Origin of the sequence: Pseudomonas sp. MWU347 (genome assembly GCF_017947305.1) — a bacterium.
Lineage (GTDB): Bacteria > Pseudomonadota > Gammaproteobacteria > Pseudomonadales > Pseudomonadaceae > Aquipseudomonas > Aquipseudomonas putida_A.
In genome coordinates this window covers 450,906-468,905 of record NZ_JAFGZB010000005.1, presented here as the reverse complement: position 1 = coordinate 468,905, position 18,000 = coordinate 450,906, and the positions used below count along the sequence as shown (strand labels likewise).

19 protein-coding genes are annotated in these 18,000 nt (G+C 60.4%); 2 read left to right on the top strand and 17 right to left on the bottom strand.

The window, feature by feature from the left end; all coding sequences use genetic code 11:
• Positions 1-5: 5 nt before the first annotated feature.
• Positions 6-740, bottom strand: coding sequence for a fumarate/nitrate reduction transcriptional regulator Fnr (gene fnr / locus KCG87_RS13845; protein ID WP_003223347.1), 735 nt, complete (start codon positions 738-740; stop codon positions 6-8).
• A 155-nt stretch (positions 741-895) separates the two neighbouring features.
• Between fnr and KCG87_RS13840 the strand changes: the two genes are divergently transcribed.
• Positions 896-1,378, top strand: a complete 483-nt coding sequence (locus KCG87_RS13840; protein WP_139055684.1) for a hypothetical protein — start codon at positions 896-898, stop codon at positions 1,376-1,378.
• Here KCG87_RS13840 and hemN read toward each other — a convergent pair.
• From hemN to KCG87_RS13800, 8 genes are all read right to left on the bottom strand, one after another.
• On the bottom strand, positions 1,375-2,757 hold the full coding sequence (hemN, locus tag KCG87_RS13835; protein ID WP_134785870.1) for an oxygen-independent coproporphyrinogen III oxidase: 1,383 nt from the start codon (positions 2,755-2,757) through the stop codon (positions 1,375-1,377). The two genes, KCG87_RS13840 and hemN, sit on opposite strands and share 4 nt — an antisense overlap.
• A 170-nt stretch (positions 2,758-2,927) precedes the next feature.
• Positions 2,928-3,611, bottom strand: a complete 684-nt coding sequence (locus KCG87_RS13830) for a sulfite exporter TauE/SafE family protein (protein ID WP_097087645.1) — start codon at positions 3,609-3,611, stop codon at positions 2,928-2,930.
• Positions 3,604-3,816 carry a cbb3-type cytochrome oxidase assembly protein CcoS gene (gene ccoS, locus KCG87_RS13825; RefSeq protein WP_007965536.1) on the bottom strand — a complete coding sequence of 71 codons (213 nt, stop codon included), beginning with the start codon at positions 3,814-3,816 and terminating at the stop codon, positions 3,604-3,606. Before ccoS ends, KCG87_RS13830 begins: the two co-directional genes overlap by 8 nt.
• Before the next feature lie 22 nt (positions 3,817-3,838).
• Positions 3,839-6,289, bottom strand: coding sequence for a heavy metal translocating P-type ATPase (locus KCG87_RS13820; protein WP_210557482.1), 2,451 nt, complete (start codon positions 6,287-6,289; stop codon positions 3,839-3,841).
• Between the two features lie 210 nt (positions 6,290-6,499).
• Positions 6,500-7,039, bottom strand: a complete 540-nt coding sequence (locus KCG87_RS13815) for a FixH family protein (RefSeq protein WP_210557484.1) — start codon at positions 7,037-7,039, stop codon at positions 6,500-6,502.
• 11 nt (positions 7,040-7,050) lie between these two features.
• Positions 7,051-8,466, bottom strand: coding sequence for a cytochrome c oxidase accessory protein CcoG (gene ccoG, locus KCG87_RS13810; protein WP_098967982.1), 1,416 nt, complete (start codon positions 8,464-8,466; stop codon positions 7,051-7,053).
• Positions 8,467-8,688: 222 nt separating this feature from the next.
• Complete coding sequence (locus KCG87_RS13805; protein WP_210557486.1) at positions 8,689-9,099, bottom strand: type II toxin-antitoxin system VapC family toxin; 411 nt, start codon at positions 9,097-9,099, stop codon at positions 8,689-8,691.
• A complete protein-coding gene (locus KCG87_RS13800) occupies positions 9,099-9,353 on the bottom strand; it encodes a type II toxin-antitoxin system Phd/YefM family antitoxin (protein ID WP_047599120.1) in 255 nt (84 codons plus the stop codon). Before KCG87_RS13800 ends, KCG87_RS13805 begins: the two co-directional genes overlap by 1 nt.
• Before the next feature lie 627 nt (positions 9,354-9,980).
• Here KCG87_RS13800 and KCG87_RS13795 point away from each other — a divergent pair.
• On the top strand, positions 9,981-10,985 hold the full coding sequence (locus tag KCG87_RS13795; RefSeq protein ID WP_210557488.1) for a metallophosphoesterase: 1,005 nt from the start codon (positions 9,981-9,983) through the stop codon (positions 10,983-10,985).
• A gap of 56 nt (positions 10,986-11,041) precedes the next feature.
• Here the strand turns inward: KCG87_RS13795 and ccoP (KCG87_RS13790) are convergent, their stop codons facing one another.
• From ccoP (KCG87_RS13790) to ccoN (KCG87_RS13755), 8 genes are all read right to left on the bottom strand, one after another.
• Positions 11,042-12,025, bottom strand: coding sequence for a cytochrome-c oxidase, cbb3-type subunit III (gene ccoP, locus KCG87_RS13790; RefSeq protein ID WP_103368398.1), 984 nt, complete (start codon positions 12,023-12,025; stop codon positions 11,042-11,044).
• Positions 12,022-12,207: a CcoQ/FixQ family Cbb3-type cytochrome c oxidase assembly chaperone gene (locus KCG87_RS13785; protein WP_003175465.1), complete on the bottom strand. Its 186-nt coding sequence runs from the start codon at positions 12,205-12,207 to the stop codon at positions 12,022-12,024. The genes ccoP (KCG87_RS13790) and KCG87_RS13785 overlap by 4 nt, the downstream gene beginning before the upstream one ends.
• Positions 12,208-12,213: 6 nt before the next feature.
• On the bottom strand, positions 12,214-12,822 hold the full coding sequence (gene ccoO / locus KCG87_RS13780; protein ID WP_024164411.1) for a cytochrome-c oxidase, cbb3-type subunit II: 609 nt from the start codon (positions 12,820-12,822) through the stop codon (positions 12,214-12,216).
• Positions 12,822-14,264, bottom strand: a complete 1,443-nt coding sequence (gene ccoN / locus KCG87_RS13775; protein WP_210557490.1) for a cytochrome-c oxidase, cbb3-type subunit I — start codon at positions 14,262-14,264, stop codon at positions 12,822-12,824. The genes ccoO (KCG87_RS13780) and ccoN (KCG87_RS13775) overlap by 1 nt, the downstream gene beginning before the upstream one ends.
• A 482-nt stretch (positions 14,265-14,746) precedes the next feature.
• On the bottom strand, positions 14,747-15,700 hold the full coding sequence (gene ccoP, locus KCG87_RS13770; RefSeq protein WP_210557492.1) for a cytochrome-c oxidase, cbb3-type subunit III: 954 nt from the start codon (positions 15,698-15,700) through the stop codon (positions 14,747-14,749).
• A complete protein-coding gene (locus KCG87_RS13765) occupies positions 15,697-15,894 on the bottom strand; it encodes a cbb3-type cytochrome c oxidase subunit 3 (RefSeq protein WP_027613249.1) in 198 nt (65 codons plus the stop codon). The genes ccoP (KCG87_RS13770) and KCG87_RS13765 overlap by 4 nt, the downstream gene beginning before the upstream one ends.
• A 5-nt stretch (positions 15,895-15,899) precedes the next feature.
• On the bottom strand, positions 15,900-16,508 hold the full coding sequence (gene ccoO, locus KCG87_RS13760) for a cytochrome-c oxidase, cbb3-type subunit II (protein WP_003223389.1): 609 nt from the start codon (positions 16,506-16,508) through the stop codon (positions 15,900-15,902).
• A 10-nt stretch (positions 16,509-16,518) separates the two neighbouring features.
• Positions 16,519-17,943, bottom strand: a complete 1,425-nt coding sequence (gene ccoN / locus KCG87_RS13755) for a cytochrome-c oxidase, cbb3-type subunit I (RefSeq protein WP_047293096.1) — start codon at positions 17,941-17,943, stop codon at positions 16,519-16,521.
• Between the last annotated feature and the right edge of the window lie 57 nt (positions 17,944-18,000).

Genomic DNA, 18,000 nt, shown 5'->3' with positions numbered 1-18,000 from the left:
CGAGATCAGCCTTCGAGCGAGCCGCCGGCCAGGGCGCAGAGCTGGATCGGGTCGAGGATGTGGATCTCTTTGCCCTCGGCGGCGATCAGTTCGTTCTGCTGGAAGCGGGTGAATACCCGTGACACGGTTTCCACCGCCAGGCCCAGATAATTGCCGATTTCATTACGCGACATGCTCAAGCGGAACTGGTTGGCCGAGAACCCGCGAGCACGGAAGCGGGCCGACAGATTGACCAGGAACGTGGCGATGCGCTCGTCGGCGGTTTTTTTCGACAGCAACAGCATCATTTGCTGGTCGTCACGGATCTCGCGGCTCATCACCCGCATCAACTGACGGCGCAGCTGCGGCAGTTGCAGGGCCAGTTCATCAAGGCGTTCGAAAGGAATTTCACAGACCGAGGTGGTCTCCAGGGCCTGGGCCGACACCGGGTGTTTCTCGGTGTCCATGCCGGACAGGCCGACCAGTTCGCTCGGCAGGTGGAAACCGGTCAGCTGTTCTTCACCGCTGTCGCTCAGGCTGAAGGTTTTCAGGGCGCCGGAGCGTACTGCATAAACGGAATCGAAGGTGTCGCCCTGACGGAACAGGAACTCACCCTTTTTCAACGGGCGGCCACGTTTAACGATTTCGTCCAGCGCATCCATGTCTTCCAGATTCAGAGAAAGTGGCAGGCAGAGAGGGGCCAGGCTGCAATCCTTGCAATGGGCCTGGTTGTGAGCGCGCAGTTTGACTGGCTCGGACATTTCTTAAATCCTTGTGGGAAAACACACATAAGACGTAAGGGTAACCCACGGGGGGACATTCAGGCCAGCCTGTGGCGAGTTTGTCCCGCGGGCGTAAAGCCGCAGGGCAAGTGGCCGATAAAGGGGTATCACCACGCATGCAAGGAATCGCTTCGATGGCCGCCATTGACACGCTGAACCCCGGTAATAGCGGCGTTGCGTCTGTGCCGAGCACCGCCAGGACGGGCACCGACAGCGAGCAGAATGCCGCCTCTGCGCCGTTGGCAACCCCGACCTTGGTCGAGGGCGTCAAAGTGTCGCTGTCCGGCGCCTCCATCGAAAAATCCTTCAGCGTCGGTGGTGAGAACAGCGACATCGAAGACAGCGGCTTGCCCGAGAACGTCCAGCAGTTGCTGAAGATGATCCGAAAACTGCAAAAAGAGATCGCCGAGAAGAAAGCCCGGATGGCGGCCGTCATGTCCGACAGAACACTGACCAACGAAGCCAAGGTCAATATGCTCGCCGCGCTGCGCGGTGCCATCGCCGCCCTGAATACCGGGCTGATCAGCGCCAATCTGGCCCTGTCCAAAGTCATGGATCAGTCCGGCCTCACCTCCGAGCAGAACCTCAAACTCGGCTCACTGCTGACGAAAAACTAGATCACCCGCGAGAAGCGCTGGCGGTTCTGCTGTTCCAGATACGCGTCGAACACCATGCACACCGAACGCACCAGCAGACGCCCGGCCGGCAACACCTCGATGCGCTCGCGTTCCAGCGTGATCAATCCATCGTTGGCCATGCCTTGCAGTTGCGGCCACAGCTCGCCGAAATAGCCCTGAAAATCGATGTTGAACGCTTGCTCGATTTCGGCGAATTCCAGGCTGAAATTGCAGATCAGTTGCTGGATCACCGCACGCCGCAGGCGATCGTCGGCATTGCACACCAGGCCACGGCTGGTTGCCAGTTGCGCGGCGGCGAGGGTGTTCTGGTACTGGTTCAGATCGCTGTTGTTCTGGCAGTAGAGGTCGCCGATCTGGCTGATCGCCGACACCCCAAGACCAATCAGGTCGCAATGGCCGTGAGTGGTGTAGCCCTGAAAGTTGCGCTGCAGGGTCTGTTCTTCCTGAGCGATTGCCAGCTCATCGTCGGGCAGCGCGAAGTGGTCCATGCCGATGTAGCGGTAGCCGGCGGCGGTCAGTTGTTCGATGGTGCGCTGAAGCATTTCGAGTTTCTGCGCAGGGCTCGGCAGCTCGTGGCTGTTGATCCGCCGCTGCGGCATGAAGCGCTCCGGCAGGTGTGCATAGTTGAACACCGAGAGTCGATCCGGTTGCAGGCTGATGACTTCCTCGACGGTGCGCGCAAAGTTCTCCGGGGTCTGCTTCGGCAGGCCGTAGATCAGGTCGATGTTGATCGAGCGAAATTGCAGGGTGCGCGCGGCGTCGATCACCGCGCGGGTTTCTTCCAGGCTTTGCAGGCGATTGACCGCCCGTTGCACCGCCGGGTCGAGGTCTTGCAGGCCGATGCTGACCCGGTTGAAGCCGAGTTCGCGCAACAGACCCATGGTCGACCAGTCGGCCTCGCGCGGGTCGATCTCGATGCCGTAGTCGCCGGAATCGTCATCCAGCAGATTGAAGTGTTTGCGCAGGTGCGCCATCAACTGCCGCAGTTCGTCGTGGCTGAGAAAGGTCGGAGTGCCGCCACCAAAGTGCAGTTGCTCGACTTTCTGCGCCGGTTCCAGGTGGCAGGCGATCAACTGGATTTCCTGCTCCAGCCGTTGCAGATACGGCTGCGCTCGCCCGCGATCCTTGGTGATGACCTTGTTGCAGGCGCAGTAGTAGCAAATGTTCGCGCAGAACGGCACGTGCACATACAGCGACAACGGGCGCAACGCCTTGCGGCTGTCGCGCAGGGCGTGGAACAGGTCGAAGGTGCCGACCTGGCTGTTGAATTGCACGGCCGTCGGATACGAGGTGTAGCGCGGCCCCGCCAGGTCGTAGCGGCGGATCAGATCAGTGTCCCAACGAATGGCGTCGAGCATGCGGGCATTCCCCCGGATAGGCTGGCAGTGTGGCGAGTCTATCGGGGTGCGACGACGGGGCTGTTGATTTGCATCAAGAGCATAAGAGCAAAAGATCGCAGCCTGCGGCAGCTCCTGCATTTGGAATCTGTTCCCCTGTAGGAGCTGCCGAAGGCTGCGATCTTTCGCTGTTAATGGCCCATCAGCCAATGCTGATGCGGCCCCGGCAATGTCCAGATCCCGAACACAATCACCAACAACCCCCCAGCCATGCGCACACTGCGTTTACGCAGCAGCGCCGTGACCCGCTCGGCCGCCAGCCCGGTCGCCAGCAGCACCGGCCATGTGCCCAGCCCGAACGCCAGCATCAACAGCGCACTGTCCAGCGCATTGCCCTGGCTCGCCGACCACAGCAGCGTGCTGTAAACAAGTCCGCACGGCAGCCAGCCCCATAGCGCGCCGAGCAATAACGCACGGGGCAGTGTCGACACCGGCAGCAATCGATTGGCCACCGGCTGAATGTAACGCCACAAACCACGACCAAGACTTTCGATGCGGGTCAGGCCGCTCCACCAGCCGGCCAGATACAGGCCCATGGCGATCAGCAGCAGTCCGGCGAGGATGCGCATGACCATCGCCGCCGGGCTGTTCGCCACCGCCCAACCGGCGAGGCCGATCAGCAAACCGGCGGTCGCGTAACTGAGGATCCGTCCGAGGTTGTACGCCAGCAGCAGACGAAAGCGTCGGCTGCGCTGCTCCTTGGGAATCGCCAGGGTCAGCGCGCCCATCAGGCCGCCGCACATGCCCAGGCAATGCCCGCCACCGAGCAGGCCGAGGATCAGCGCGGAAACCAGCAGCGGCGCCAGCTCAAGCATGGGGTGGCGCCTTGTCCTGCGGTTTGTCGGCTTTGGCTTCGTCCACGGCGGCGGTGTGGTTCGGGTCCTGATCATCGAACAGGATGCTGTGGGCCGGACCATCGAGGTCGTCGTACTGCCCGCTGTCCACCGCCCAGAAGAAGATGTACACGGCGATGGCCACGATCAGCAGGGCGGCCGGGATCATCACGTAAAGAGCTGGCATCGGTACTCCAGGCCCGCGCGGCTCAGGCCGGCAACGGGCGGGTTTCTGAACGGGTGCCGGCGACCGGCGCGCTCGGCAGGCGAGTCAGGCGCAGGGCGTTGAGCACCACGGTCAACGAACTGATCGACATGCCGACCGCAGCCCACACCGGGGTGATCCAGCCGAGGGCGGCGAACGGCAACATGAGGCCATTGTACAGCGCCGCCCACAGCAGGTTCTCGATGATTACCCGACGGGTTCTGCGCGCCAACGTAAAGGCTTGCACCAGCGCGTCGAGGCGGTTGGACAGCAGTACCGCGTCGGCACTGGTTTTCGCCAGATCGGTGGCTGATCCCATGGCCACGCTGATGTCGGCAGCGGCCAGCACCGGTACGTCGTTCACCCCATCACCGAGCATCAGCACTTTACGACCTTGAGCGTGCAGCTGTTGCAGCACTTGCAGTTTGTCGTCCGGACGCAGACCGCCACGGGCCTCGTCAATACCCAGTTCGGCGGCGACGCTGGTGACCATCGGCGAGCTGTCGCCGGACAACAGCAGCGTGCGCCAGCCACGGGCCTTGCAGGCGGCGAGCAGGGCGGGCGCATCGTCGCGCAGGCGGTCGTCGAGAACGAACCACGCCAGCGCTGCCGAGTCATCGCCGAGCAGCAGCCACTGACCCGGTTCATCCGGCATCGCCGGCAGCGGCGAACCGCTGAGGGCGCAGACAAATTCTGCCTGACCGATGCGCAAACGCTGTGTGCCAACCAGCCCTTCGAGGCCGAGTCCCGGCGTGCTGTGCACTTCTTCAGCCGCCAGTGGCGCACGACCGAAGGCGCGGGCAATCGGGTGTTCCGAACGATTTTCCAACGCGGCGGCAAGGCTCAGGCACTGGTCGCTGTTCAGCGTGCCCAGTGGACGGATCGAACGCAAAACCAGCCGCCCCTCGGTGAGGGTGCCGGTCTTGTCGAAGATCACCGTGTCAATCTGGTTCAGGCCTTCCAGTACATGGCCGCGCGTCAGCAACAGGCCGAGTTTGTGCAGGGTGCCAGTGGCGGCGGTCAACGCCGTCGGGGTTGCCAGCGACAGCGCGCAAGGGCAGGTCGCCACCAGCATCGCCAGCACGATCCAGAACGCCCGCGACGAATCCAGCTGCCACCACAACAGGCCGATCGCTGCGGCCGCAATCAGCGACAACAGCAGAAACCATTGCGCAGCGCGGTCGGCGATTTCTGCCAGTCGCGGTTTCTCGGCCTGGGCGCGATCAAGCAGACGGACGATGGCCGACAGGCGCGTGTCCTGACCCAGCGCCAGAACCTCGACGGTGAGCGCGCCTTCGACATTCAGCGTGCCAGCGGTGACCGCATCGCCCAGCGTGCGCGGTTGCGGCAGGTATTCGCCGGTCAGCAGCGATTCGTCGATGCTCGACTGGCCGTCGAGGATCTTGCCGTCCGCCGGCAGGATCGAACCCGGTTGCACCAGCACCCGGTCACCCAGGCGCAATTCGCTGAGCAGGATGCGTTCGCTCTGGCCGTCGGCGTCGAGGCGCAGGCACGAGGCTGGCAACAGGTTCACAAGCTGCGCGGTGGCCGCGGCGGTGCGCTCGCGGGCGCGGCGTTCCAGATAGCGCCCGGCGAGCAGGAACAGCGCAAACATCCCGACCGCATCGAAATACAGCTCACCGACGCCGGTGATCGAGGTCCAGATCCCGGCAATGTAGGCGCTGCCGATCGCCAGCGACACCGAGACGTCCATGGTCAGGTGGCGGGTGCGCAGATCGCGCATCGCGCCTTTGAAGAACGGCGCGCAGCTGTAGAACACGATCGGTGTGGTCAGGAACAGCGCGACCCAACGCAGGATCGTGTGCAGTTCGGAGCTGAGGTCGATGTTGAATTCCGGCCAGGTCGCCATGGTCGCCATCATTGCCTGAAACCACAGCAGCCCGGCGACACCGAGTTGACGCAACGCGAGACGGTTTTCGCTGGCCAGTTGCTCGCTGGCGCGGTCGGCCTGATAGGGGTGGGCGGCGTAACCGATGTGGCGCAGCTCGGCGAGGATCTGGCTCAGCGGCAATTGCCCGTCGGCCCATTGCACATGCAAGCGATGGTTGGACAGATTGAGCCGCGCCTCGGCCACTGCCGGCAGGCTGCGCAGGTGTTTCTCGATCAGCCAGCCGCAGGCGGCGCAACTGATGCCTTCCATCAACAGGGTGGTTTCGGCGAGTTCGCCCGCGTGACGGACGAAGGGTTGTTGCACGTCGGCGCGGTCGTACAGCGCCAGTTCATCGGTCAATTGCACCGGCAAGGCTTCGGGGTTGGCCGAGGCTTCGCTGCGATGCTGGTAATAGCTTTCCAGGCCACCGGCGACGATGGCTTCGGCCACGGCCTGACAGCCGGGGCAGCAGAACTCGCGGGACTCCCCGAGCACGACGGCGGTGAAGCGGCTGCCCGACGGGACGGGCAGAGCGCAGTGGTAGCAGGGGAGTGGGGTGGTCATGGCATCGTTGAGGGGGTAAGCCCTTGCATTGGGGTTGTCCGCTTGCCCTCACCCCAGCCCTCTCCCGGAGGGAGAGGGAGCCGATTGATGGAGGCCGGAAAAGAGGTGCATCCACGGATATCGTCACTGCCATACACAAGGCATGCGAGCCCCTCACCCTAACCCTCTCCCTCCGGGAGAGGGTTAGGGTGAGGGGCTTCTGCAGTTTATTTATTTATCCAGGTCTTCGGCGCCCTGCAGCGGTTCGTCACCGAGCAGCAGATCCTTGTCGTGGCTGACCTGTTCCTCTTCGAACATGCGCCACACGTGGTCGTCCTGCGTGCCCAGCAATTCGACAAAACGCCGGCCTTCGACCTTGTCGCCCAACTGACCGATGTAACGGCCGGCTTCGGTTTCGCTGCGGGTCAGGACGATCTTGCGATCCTTCTCCGGCTGGGTCGGCGAGATCAGGTTCAGTTCCAGGGTTTTCGGCTGGCTGTTACCGCTCAGGCGCAGGTCGACCTCGCCGGTGAGTTCATCCAGATGGACGTTGGCGCGCATCTTCAGCTCCTGCGCCAGCAGCTCGCGATCCAGCGAGCGGTTGATGCCTTTGCCGGCCTCGTAATAGTTGTCGTTGACCAGGTTGTCCGGGTTGTTCACCGCGATGGTCACCATCGACAGGGTCAAGGTCACCGAACAGGCCAGAATTCCGATGATGATCCACGGCCAAAGGTGCTTGTACCAAGGACTGGCGGCGTTTGCTGCGGGCATGTTCAGTTCTCTCAACGGGTTTGTGGGCCGATGAATCGGCTCTTGGCTTCAACGTGGACGCTGTCGTCGTCGGCATCCTTGAGGATGAATTTCACCTCGTTGGTGCTCGACGGCAATTGTTCCGGTGCGCTCGACAACTCCACCGGCATGCTGAAGATTTCGCCGGCCGGCACCTTGATCTCGCGTTTGCCCTGCAAGCGCAGGTCCGGCAGACCGGCGGCTTCCAGGACGTAGGTGTGGTCGCGCTGATCCTTGTTCATGATCTTCAGGCTGTAGACGTTTTCGATCCGGCCTTCGGCGTTTTCGCGGTACAGCACGCGGTCCTTGCTGACGTCGAAACCGACCAGCGAGCGCATGAAGAACGCGGTCACCAGCAGGCTGATCATCGCCAGCAGCACCACCGCGTAGCCAATCAGGCGTGGCCGCAGTTTATGGGTTTTCTGGCCGGAGAGGTTGTGTTCGGTGGTGTAGCTGATGAGGCCGCGCGGGTAGTCCATCTTGTCCATGATCGCGTCGCAGGCGTCGATGCACGCCGCACAACCGATGCACTCGATCTGCAGACCGTCTCGGATATCAATACCGGTCGGGCACACCTGAACGCACATGGTGCAATCGATGCAGTCGCCCAGACCCATGGCCTTGTAGTCGACACCTTTCTTGCGCGGGCCACGGCTTTCGCCGCGACGCGGGTCGTAGGAAACAATCAGGGTGTCCTTGTCGAACATCACGCTCTGGAAACGTGCGTAGGGGCACATGTAGATGCACACCTGCTCGCGCAGCCAGCCGGCGTTGCCGTAGGTGGCGAGGGTGAAGAAACCGACCCAGAAATACGACCAGCCATCGGCCTGGCCGGTGAAGAATTCAAACACCAGTTCGCGGATTGGCGAGAAGTAGCCGACGAAGGTCATGCCGGTGACGAAGCCGATCAGCAGCCACAATGAATGCTTGGCGAGCTTGCGCAGAAATTTGTTGCCAGTCATCGGCGCTTTATCGAGCTTGATCCGCTGGTTGCGGTCGCCTTCGGTGACCTTCTCGCACCACATGAAAATCCACGTCCACACGCTTTGCGGACAGGTGTAGCCGCACCAGACGCGGCCGGCGTAAACGGTGATGAAGAACAGGCCGAACGCCGCAATGATCAGCAGCCCCGACAGCAGGATGAAGTCCTGCGGCCAGAAGGTCGCACCAAAGATGAAGAACTTGCGTTCCGGCAGGTTCCACCACACCGCCTGATGCCCGCCCCAGTTCAGCCAAACCGTACCGAAATACAACAGGAACAGCGCGGCGCCGCCGATCATCCGCAGATTGCGGAACAGGCCGGTGAAAGCACGGGTGTAGATTTTTTCTCGAGAGGCGTAAAGATCGACGCTGTTGTTCGCGTTTTTGCTCGGTGGTGTGACGTCGTGTACCGGAATCTGGTTGCTCATCATTGCATCCCACGGCAGTGGACAAATGCCTCGGTCGATACGTGCCGACCGCGGTCAGAAAGGGGTGTCGCAGTGGCGCAATGATACGCCTGTCGCTCTAACTCAAGGGTGCGACCTTTGGTCGCGTTGGGGAAAAAGCATTATTGGTGTAGCGAATGCAGAAAAGCCTGATGCAGATCAATTGACTTGTTGAGTATGGACAGTTTTCGCGCAGTCGCTCGCTCATTGTTCCCATGGATTGATCAGGGCGACACCGCTCGACTGGAAATCGCCGACGTTACGAGTGACGACGGTGAGCCCGTGCACCAGGGCAGTGGCAGCTATCAATGCATCGCTTTCATTGGCCTGGTCGGGTACATGCAGGCTGGCACAACGCAGTGCCACCGCGGCATCAACCGGCAGGATTCGGGCTTCGAATGCCGGAATGACGTGACGCGTCAGCCAACTGCGCAACAGCTTTCCTTGAGCAGGATCACGCCGTTCCATTCGCAGTACTCCGGTTTCCAGTTCTTTCAAAGTAATGGCGGAAATGTACAGGCGCGGGGCGATGACGCCTTTGGCCCAACTGACCACATTGGCATCGGCCTGCGGCTTGCGAAGTTCGGAAATCACATTGGTGTCGAGTAAATACATCAGGACAGATCCACGGGACGATGAATGATGACTGCGCGCTCGGTTTCGAAATCGATGTCGGCAGCCTCCGGCATGACCAACAAATCGACAATGCTCGTGTTTGCGCCGCTCAGTTTCTGATATTCCTCAATGCTCAACAGGACATGAGAGGCCTTGCCACGGTCGGTGATGATCACTGGACCCAGACGCGCAGCCTTTTTGGCGCTGCTGGTGTCCTGATTGAATTCACGGCTGGAGATGGTGGTGATTGCCATCATGGTTGACCTCTCGCAATACAGATGTAGCAACGTTACTACTTCGCCTTGGGGGCGGCAATCGAGGAAGACAGGACTCAGCCGTCCGTTGGTCGGTCCGTGGCAGACATCAGTCGAGCCAGCCTCGCACAAGGCGCAGACCGGCTCGGATTGATTCAGACGTGGCGTCAAGACTCAGGGAAGTCTGCCGCCGCCCAGGCTCTCGAGACTGCCGGTATTTCTGTGGGGCTTTGTGGTGCTTCTGGAGTCGGGTTGCAACGGATTACCCAGTGTCACGGCAATCGATTCCACGGGGTGGTTCGATGGATCGATCGCCTGATCGTTGTCTATGAGTTTCTGATCAACCGGGAGAGGGTTTTTGCTGTCATTCAACATAGCGGCTTCATCCTTGAAGTGGCTCCGATGAGGGTCAACGGGCTGTGGACGACCCTACAGAGCATAGCGAATCGAGTCCATCAGGCATGTGTCTCAAAGTATTAATTTCGAAGGCGATTTTAATATTCCAGAAATATCATTAGTTAATTAATGGGTTTTGTTTTCTTGTTTTTTTCGAATAGCTTATTGGCTGTTGTGCAGCGTGTTAGTTGCATGTTTATGTTTTGAAATTTAACGGAATAATGGAGTGTTATGAAAATCAAGGAAGTTAAAAAGCTTTTCGCTTGTCTGTGTCTGGTGTCCCTGACTTCTCTCGCCAGTGCCAATGAAGGTATGCCGCAGCACATGGTATTTGCATCAGACCCGCAATACCCGTGGACAGAAAAGTCGGACAGTGGCGAGGATGAATCGAGCGCGGATTTCGAAAAACGCGCGAAATGGCTGGTGGAAACCCAGTTCGCGAGCATTGCCCAGTTCCGCACCGAGATGGGCGGGCAGGCTGCGGTGCCATTGATGATCAACGGTGACATGACCGCGTTTGGCCACGGCTGGCAGCGCTCTTTCATCGGTTCGATGCTGAAGAAACACTTTGGCGATCACGTGCTCTACGGATTGGGCAATCACGACTACCAGAACAACGTGAATGACTGTTTCAGTGAAAGTTGCGCAGCGGGCAGTATTGTTGATTACCGTGATCATCATGTCGGTAAAGTCGATGAATTTGATCTGGAAGTCACCGGCAGCTTTGTGAATAAACACTATCTGGGTAGTCTGGCTTATTCAAAGAATATAGGTGAAGTGCACTTGGTGCAGTTGAACAATGAACCGACTTACGCGGTAAAGATTTCCCATGCCTTGAATCCGACCACATTCGATATCAAACAGTCGCTGGACTGGCTGGAAAATGATTTGCGAATAGCGCGAGCGCAGGGCTACGCGATCATTATCAACATGCACAAGCCCTATGAGTGGAAAGGCAGTTGGGATCAAGAGAAGCGCTTTCGCGAAATGATTGAAAAGTATCAGGTGACGGCGATGTTCGCCGGCCACTTCCACGACGAGGGTGGTAGCCAGACCTATATGGGGAGCGTGCCGATGTTTCTCAGCGGTTCAGCTTCTCAGCAGACGTACCTGACCGCCACTTTTTCCAAGGATCGCAAGCAATTGGAGGTGAGTCTGGTCGAGGACAATCAGTGGCGCAAACGTACGCCGGTGGCCACCGTGCCGGTGAAGTCGATCTGGGCCAGTAACCCATAAAAAAATCCCCCGCCAGAGCACTGGCGGGGGATTCTTCATTACATCAAGCCCTGGCCTTATTGCGCCTCGGCCTCCGGCGCTTTTTCACCGTGGGACAGGCTGTACACGTACGCTGCCAGCAGGTGCACCTTGTCGTTGCCTTGCAGTTGTTCCTGCGCCGGCATCTGGCCCTGACGGCCGTAACGGATGGTCTGCTGGAGTTGCGCGAAGCTCGAACCGTAGATGAACGCGGCCGGGTGGGTCAGGTTAGGCGCGCCCATCGCCGGGGTGCCTTTGCCTTCCGGACCGTGGCAGGCCACGCAGTTGGCGGCGAACAGTTTCTGGCCGTTGGCCGGGTCAGCCTTGGTGCCTTCCGGCAGTTTGCGGCCATCGAGCTGGGTCACCACGAAGGCTGCGACATCGGCTACGCCTTGTTCGCCAATGACTTCGGCCCAGGCCGGCATCACCGCGTGTCGACCGCCCATGATGGTGGTCTTGATGGTTTCCGGCTCGCCGCCCCAGCGCCAGTCGGCGTCGGTCAGGTTCGGAAAGCCATAGGCGCCCTTGGCGTCGGAACCGTGGCATACCGAACAGTTGGAGGCGAACAGACGGCCGCCCATCTTCAGTGCTTGCGGATCCTTGGCCACTTCCTCGATCGGCATCGCCGCGAACTTGGCGAAGATCGGACCGAACTTGGCGTCCGAGCGGGCCATTTCCTTTTCCCACTCATGCACGCCGGTCCAGCCGGTCTGGCCGTTGGCGAACGCGGTCTGCTTGTCGTTATCGAGGTAGTTGTAGCCCGGCAGCAGGCCTTTCCAGTTGCCCAGGCCCGGGTACAGCACCAGATAACCCAGGGCGAACACGATGGTGCCCACGAACAGCATGAACCACCATTTCGGCAGTGGGTTGTCGTACTCCTCGATCCCGTCGAAGGAGTGGCCGACCGTTTCGTCCGTCTGTTCGCTGCGCTGGCCCTTGCGGGTCGACAGCAGCAGCCAGGTCAGGGCGAAGATCGTACCGAGACTGAGGACTGTGACGTACAGACTCCAGAATGTAGTCATTCTTTGTTACTCCTAGAAGCTTGCTCGACGTGCTTGATGGCTTCGGGATCATCCGCAAAAGGCAGCAAGGTTGCGTCTTCAAACTCCGACTTGCGCTTGGGGCTGAACACCCACAACGCCAAACCGATGAAGGCCACCATCACGACAACGGTGCCCAGGCCTCGAATCATCCCGATATCCATTAAGAATCACCGTTTGCTTTTGATGATGGTGCCCAGGCCCTGAAGGTAGGCCACCAGCGCGTCCATTTCGGTTTTGCCCTTCACGGCATCTTTTGCACCGGCGATGTCTTCGTCGGTGTAAGGGACGCCGAGCGTGCGCAACACTTCCATTTTCTTGGCCGTGTCTTTGCCGTCGAGCTTGTTTTCCACGAGGAACGGGTAAGCCGGCATTTTCGACTCAGGCACCACGTTGCGCGGGTTGTACAGGTGCGCACGCTGCCAGTCATCGGAGTAACGACCGCCCACGCGAGCCAGATCCGGGCCGGTACGTTTGGAACCCCACAGGAACGGGTGGTCCCAGACGCTTTCACCGGCGACCGAGTAGTGGCCGTAGCGTTCGGTTTCAGCGCGGAACGGACGGATCATCTGCGAGTGGCAGCCGACACAACCGTTGGCGATATAGACGTCGCGGCCTTCCAGTTCCAGCGCCGAACGCGGCTTCATGCCTTCGACCGGCTTGTTGGTGACGTCCTGGAAGAACAGCGGAACGATCTGGGTCAGGCCGCCAATGCTGACGGCGATGACCATGAAGAAGGCCAGCAGGCCAATATTCTTCTCGACAGCTTCATGCTTCATCAGTGAGCTCCAACAACAGCGATCTGGGCGGCGGCTTCGGCTTCAGCCGCGTTCGAGGCGCGCACGGTGCGCCAGACGTTGTAAGCCATCAGGAACATGCCGCTGGCGAAGAAAGCACCGCCCAGGGCACGGACGATGTAGCCCGGGTGGCTGGCCTGCAGCGCTTCGACGAACGAGTAGGTGAGGGTGCCGTCATCGTTGATTGCACGCCACATCAGGCCCTGAGTGATGCCGTTGACCCACATCGAGGCGATGTACAGCACGGTACCGATGGTCGCGAGCCAGAAGTGCGCGTTGATCAGGCCGACGCTGTGCATCTGCGCACGACCGAACAGTTTCGGGATCATGTGGTAGATCGCGCCGATCGAAATCATTGCCACCCAACCCAAAGCGCCGGCGTGGACGTGGCCGATGGTCCAGTCGGTGTAGTGCGAGAGCGAGTTGACGGTCTTGATCGCCATCATCGGACCTTCGAAGGTCGACATGCCGTAGAACGCCAGCGACACCACGAGGAAGCGCAGGATCGGGTCGGTGCGCAGCTTATGCCAGGCGCCCGAGAGGGTCATCATGCCGTTGATCATGCCGCCCCAGCTTGGCGCCAGCAGGATGATCGACATCGCCATGCCCAGCGACTGTGCCCAGTCCGGCAGTGCGGTGTAGTGCAGGTGGTGCGGACCGGCCCAGATGTACAGGGTGATCAGCGCCCAGAAGTGCACGATCGACAGGCGATAGGAGTAGATCGGACGTTCGGCCTGTTTCGGCACGAAGTAGTACATCATCCCGAGGAAGCCGGTGGTCAGGAAGAAGCCCACGGCGTTGTGGCCGTACCACCACTGGATCATCGCGTCGGTCGCACCCGCGTAGGCCGAGTAGGACTTGAAGAAGCTCACCGGCAGGGAGGCGTGGTTGACGATGTGCAGCATCGCGGTCACGACGATGAACGCGCCGTAGAACCAGTTACCGACATAGATGTGCTTGGTCTTGCGTTTGGTGATGGTGCCGAAGAACACCAGCCCGTAGGAGACCCAGACAATGGCCAGCAGAATGGCGAGCGGCCATTCCAGTTCGGCGTATTCCTTGGTGGTGGTGTAGCCCAGCGGCAAGGTAATGATGGCGCCGATAATGACCGCCTGCCAGCCCCAGAAGGTGAAGGCGGCAAGGCTGTCGGAGATCAGTCGCGTCTGGCAGGTTCGCTGCACGACATAGTAGGAAGTGGCAAACAGTGCACAACCACCGAAGGCGAAAATCACCAGGTTTGTGTGCAACGGGCGCAGGCGTCCAAAGCTCGTCCACGGCAGACCGAAGTTCAACTCCGGCCAGACCAGTTGCGAGGCGATGAAGACACCGAGCCCCATGCCAAGGATCCCCCAGACCACCGTCATGATGGCGAACTGGCGGACTACCTTATAGTTATAAGCAGTCGGACTGATTGCTGTGCTCATTCTAAGGTTCCACGGTTTGGGTGTTTTATTAGGATTAAAATCGGCCGCAAGTATGCAGAGAGCAGGGGGTCATTGCAACGCGCCATGACCTGGGTCAATGCTTTCCAACGCTGATTCTGCGGCCTTTCCATACGCCGCGTAAGGTCAAAATTGGCCTCGGACAAAATGTCGCAGCGGACGAAAAAAGCGAGGGGATCAGGTCGCTTGTAACGGGGTGTGTTCAAACGCTCAGTTCGGGTGACGGACGGTAAATGGCACGACAGCCGGTATCTACCGGCGTTTGCGGCCACATCAGTCAGCCGGTTCGCAGAACACAGCAGTCAGCGTTGACCTGGAACTAGCAAAAGCCAGTCCGCATCGAGCAAGCGTAGACCCGAATCCGGGGAACCGAAAGGAGAGGGTGTGACGGGGTGCGACAATGCGTCGCAAAGGGGCGGGATGCTGCCGCACCGAGAACGGTGCGGCAGAGGTGTGTGCAATGATTACTGTTTATTGTCTTCGGTAATCAGTTTTTCTGTATTCAATCCATGGCTCAGGCTGTACACATAAGCGGCGAGCAATTGCACTTTATCATTGCCCAACAGTTCGTTCTGTGCCGGCATGTGGCCCTGGCGACCGTGGCGGATGGTCTGCTCAAGCTGCGTCAGACTCGTGCCATAAATAAATCCGGCCGGGTGCGTCAGATTCGGCGCACCCATGGCTTCAGTGCCGTGGCCGGTTGCCCCATGACAGGCTACGCAGGTGGTGCTGAACGCTTGCTGTCCGGCCTGCAGGTCAGCCTTGCTGTCGGCTGGCAGCGGCAGGCCGGCCAGTTCGTGACGCACATATGCGGCGACGTTCTTCACACCCGTCTCGCCCAGCACTTCGCCCCAGGCCGGCATCGCCGCCATGCGGCCACCCATGATGGTGGTCTTGATGGTTTCGGCGTCGCCGCCCCAGCGCCAGTCCTCGTCGGCCAGATTAGGGAAGCCGAAAGCGCCCTTGGCGTCGGAACCGTGGCACACCGAGCAGTTGGAGGCGAACAGTCGGCCACCCATTTTCAGCGCCTGCGGATCCTTCGCCACTTCCTCCACCGGCATGGCGGCGAATTTGGCGAAGATCGGTCCGAATTTGGCGTCGGCCTTGTTCATTTCCTTTTCCCACTCGTGGACGCCGGTCCAGCCGTCCTCGTAGCCGGGCAGAATACCTTTCCAGTTGCCCAGGCCCGGATACAGGATCAGATAGCCCACGGAAAACACCAGCGTGCCGGCGAACAGCATGAACCACCATTGCGGCAGCGGGTTGTCGTACTCCTCGATGCCGTCGAAGCTGTGGCCCATGGTCTGGTCGACGCTGCCCTTGGTCTCGCCCCGGCGGGTGCCGATCAGCAGCCAGGTCAGGCCGATCAGGCTGCCGATGGTCAGTACGCAGATCCACGTACTCCAGAAGGTGGTCATGGCCGGGTACTCCTTGTTTCAGGTGCTTGGGTAATGTCGGGTTGCGGCTCGTCGGCGAACGGCAGCAGGCGCGCTTCGGCGAACTCCGGCGTGCGCTTGCGGTTGAACACCCAGATCGTCAGGCCGACGAAGGCGACGAACACCACGACGGTGCCGAGGCCGCGAATCAGCCCTGCACTCATTTCAATGATCATCGTGCTCACCTCTTGCTCTTGATCGCAGTGCCGAGCACTTGCAGGTAGGAGACGAGGGCGTCCATTTCGGTCTTGCCCTTGAGGCTGGCGACCGCGCCGCTGATGTCATCGTCGGTGTACGGCACGCCGAGGGTGCGCATGGTCTTGAGCTTGGTTTCGGTGTGGCTGCTGTCGACCGCTTGCGTCACCAGCCACGGGTAGGCCGGCATTTTCGACTCCGGTACCACGTTGCGCGGGTTGTACAGGTGCGCGCGGTGCCAGTCGTCCGAGTAACGCGCGCCGACCCGGGCCAGGTCTGGCCCGGTACGCTTGGAACCCCACAGGAACGGGTGATCCCATACGCTCTCACCGGCCACCGAGTAGTGCCCGTAGCGTTCGGTTTCGGCGCGGAACGGCCGGATCATCTGCGAGTGGCAACCGACGCAGCCTTCGCGGATGTAGATATCGCGGCCTTCCAGTTGCAGCGCGGTGTAGGGCTTCATGCCTTCCACCGGTTTGTTGGTGACGTCCTGGAAGAACAGCGGGACGATCTGGGTCAGGCCGCCGATGCTCACGGCGAACACCATCAGCAGCATCAACAGGCCGACGTTCTTTTCAATCGTTTCGTGTTTCATGGCGGACTCCTCAGGCCATCTGCGCGGCAGCAACGACGTCAGCAGGCTGCGAGGCCCGCACGGTGCGCCAGGTGTTGTAAGCCATCAGGAACATGCCGCTGAGGAAGATCGCCCCACCCACCAGACGCACGATGAAGCCTGGGTGGCTGGCCACCAGAGTTTCGACGAAGGAGTAGGTCAGCGTGCCGTCCTCGTTGACTGCGCGCCACATCAGGCCCTGGGCGATGCCGTTGACCCACATCGAGGCGATGTAGAGCACGGTGCCGATGGTCGCGAGCCAGAAGTGCGCGTTGATCAGGCCGATGCTGTGCATCTGCTCTTTGCCGAAGACTTTCGGGATCATGTGGTACAGCGCGCCGATCGAGATCATCGCCACCCAGCCGAGTGCGCCGGCGTGTACGTGGCCGATGGTCCAGTCGGTGTAGTGGGAGAGGGCGTTGACCGTCTTGATCGCCATCATCGGACCTTCGAAGGTCGACATGCCGTAGAACGCCAGTGAGACCACGAGGAAGCGCAGGATCGGGTCGCTGCGCAACTTATGCCACGCGCCCGAGAGGGTCATCATGCCGTTGATCATGCCGCCCCAGCTCGGTGCCAGCAGGATCAGCGACATCACCATGCCCAGCGACTGCGCCCAGTCCGGCAGTGCGGTGTAGTGCAGGTGGTGCGGGCCGGCCCAGATGTACAGGGTGATCAGCGCCCAGAAGTGCACGATCGACAGGCGATACGAATACACCGGACGTTCGGCCTGTTTCGGCACGAAGTAGTACATCATCCCGAGGAAACCGGCGGTGAGGAAAAAGCCCACGGCGTTGTGGCCGTACCACCATTGCACCATCGCGTCGGTCGCACCGGCGTACACCGAGTAGGACTTGGTCAGGCTCACCGGCAACTCAAGGTTGTTGACGATGTGCAGAATCGCCACGGTGATGATGAACGCGCCGAAGAACCAGTTGCCGACGTAGATGTGCTTGGTCTTGCGCTGCATGATCGTGCCGAAGAACACGATGGCGTAGGCGACCCAGACGATGGTGATCAGGATGTCGATCGGCCATTCCAGTTCGGCGTATTCCTTGGAACTGGTGTAACCCAGCGGCAGGCTGATCGCTGCCAATAGAATCACAAGCTGCCAGCCCCAGAAGCAGAACGCGGCGATTTTCGGCGCGAACAATTGCGTCTGGCAGGTGCGTTGCACCGAGTAGAACGAACTGGCGAACAGCGCACAGCCACCGAAGGCGAAGATTACCGCGTTGGTGTGCAGCGGGCGCAGACGGCCGAAACTGGTCCAGGGCAAATTGAAGTTGAGTTCAGGCCAGACCAATTGGGCCGCGAGAAAAACCCCGAGCCCCATGCCGACGATGCCCCACACCACCGTCATAATGGCGAATTGGCGGACCACCTTGTAGTTGTAGGCGGTACTGATAGAAGTGTTCATGGTTCCCCATCCACGGTTCAGCCGAAGTGAGCGCGCGCAGAAAACGCCGCGAATCCT

What these genes read in the sequence shown, in the direction of transcription:
- fnr (WP_003223347.1), bottom strand. Translation starts at nt 740, where the DNA reads ATGTCCGAGCCAGTCAAACTGCGCGCTCACAACCAGGCCCATTGCAAG.
- KCG87_RS13840 (WP_139055684.1), top strand. Translation starts at nt 896, where the DNA reads ATGGCCGCCATTGACACGCTGAACCCCGGTAATAGCGGCGTTGCGTCT.
- hemN (WP_134785870.1), bottom strand. Translation starts at nt 2,757, where the DNA reads ATGCTCGACGCCATTCGTTGGGACACTGATCTGATCCGCCGCTACGAC.
- KCG87_RS13830 (WP_097087645.1), bottom strand. Translation starts at nt 3,611, where the DNA reads ATGCTTGAGCTGGCGCCGCTGCTGGTTTCCGCGCTGATCCTCGGCCTG.
- ccoS (WP_007965536.1), bottom strand. Translation starts at nt 3,816, where the DNA reads ATGCCAGCTCTTTACGTGATGATCCCGGCCGCCCTGCTGATCGTGGCC.
- KCG87_RS13820 (WP_210557482.1), bottom strand. Translation starts at nt 6,289, where the DNA reads ATGACCACCCCACTCCCCTGCTACCACTGCGCTCTGCCCGTCCCGTCG.
- KCG87_RS13815 (WP_210557484.1), bottom strand. Translation starts at nt 7,039, where the DNA reads ATGCCCGCAGCAAACGCCGCCAGTCCTTGGTACAAGCACCTTTGGCCG.
- ccoG (WP_098967982.1), bottom strand. Translation starts at nt 8,466, where the DNA reads ATGAGCAACCAGATTCCGGTACACGACGTCACACCACCGAGCAAAAAC.
- KCG87_RS13805 (WP_210557486.1), bottom strand. Translation starts at nt 9,099, where the DNA reads ATGTATTTACTCGACACCAATGTGATTTCCGAACTTCGCAAGCCGCAG.
- KCG87_RS13800 (WP_047599120.1), bottom strand. Translation starts at nt 9,353, where the DNA reads ATGGCAATCACCACCATCTCCAGCCGTGAATTCAATCAGGACACCAGC.
- KCG87_RS13795 (WP_210557488.1), top strand. Translation starts at nt 9,981, where the DNA reads ATGAAAATCAAGGAAGTTAAAAAGCTTTTCGCTTGTCTGTGTCTGGTG.
- ccoP (WP_103368398.1), bottom strand. Translation starts at nt 12,025, where the DNA reads ATGACTACATTCTGGAGTCTGTACGTCACAGTCCTCAGTCTCGGTACG.
- KCG87_RS13785 (WP_003175465.1), bottom strand. Translation starts at nt 12,207, where the DNA reads ATGGATATCGGGATGATTCGAGGCCTGGGCACCGTTGTCGTGATGGTG.
- ccoO (WP_024164411.1), bottom strand. Translation starts at nt 12,822, where the DNA reads ATGAAGCATGAAGCTGTCGAGAAGAATATTGGCCTGCTGGCCTTCTTC.
- ccoN (WP_210557490.1), bottom strand. Translation starts at nt 14,264, where the DNA reads ATGAGCACAGCAATCAGTCCGACTGCTTATAACTATAAGGTAGTCCGC.
- ccoP (WP_210557492.1), bottom strand. Translation starts at nt 15,700, where the DNA reads ATGACCACCTTCTGGAGTACGTGGATCTGCGTACTGACCATCGGCAGC.
- KCG87_RS13765 (WP_027613249.1), bottom strand. Translation starts at nt 15,894, where the DNA reads ATGATCATTGAAATGAGTGCAGGGCTGATTCGCGGCCTCGGCACCGTC.
- ccoO (WP_003223389.1), bottom strand. Translation starts at nt 16,508, where the DNA reads ATGAAACACGAAACGATTGAAAAGAACGTCGGCCTGTTGATGCTGCTG.
- ccoN (WP_047293096.1), bottom strand. Translation starts at nt 17,943, where the DNA reads ATGAACACTTCTATCAGTACCGCCTACAACTACAAGGTGGTCCGCCAA.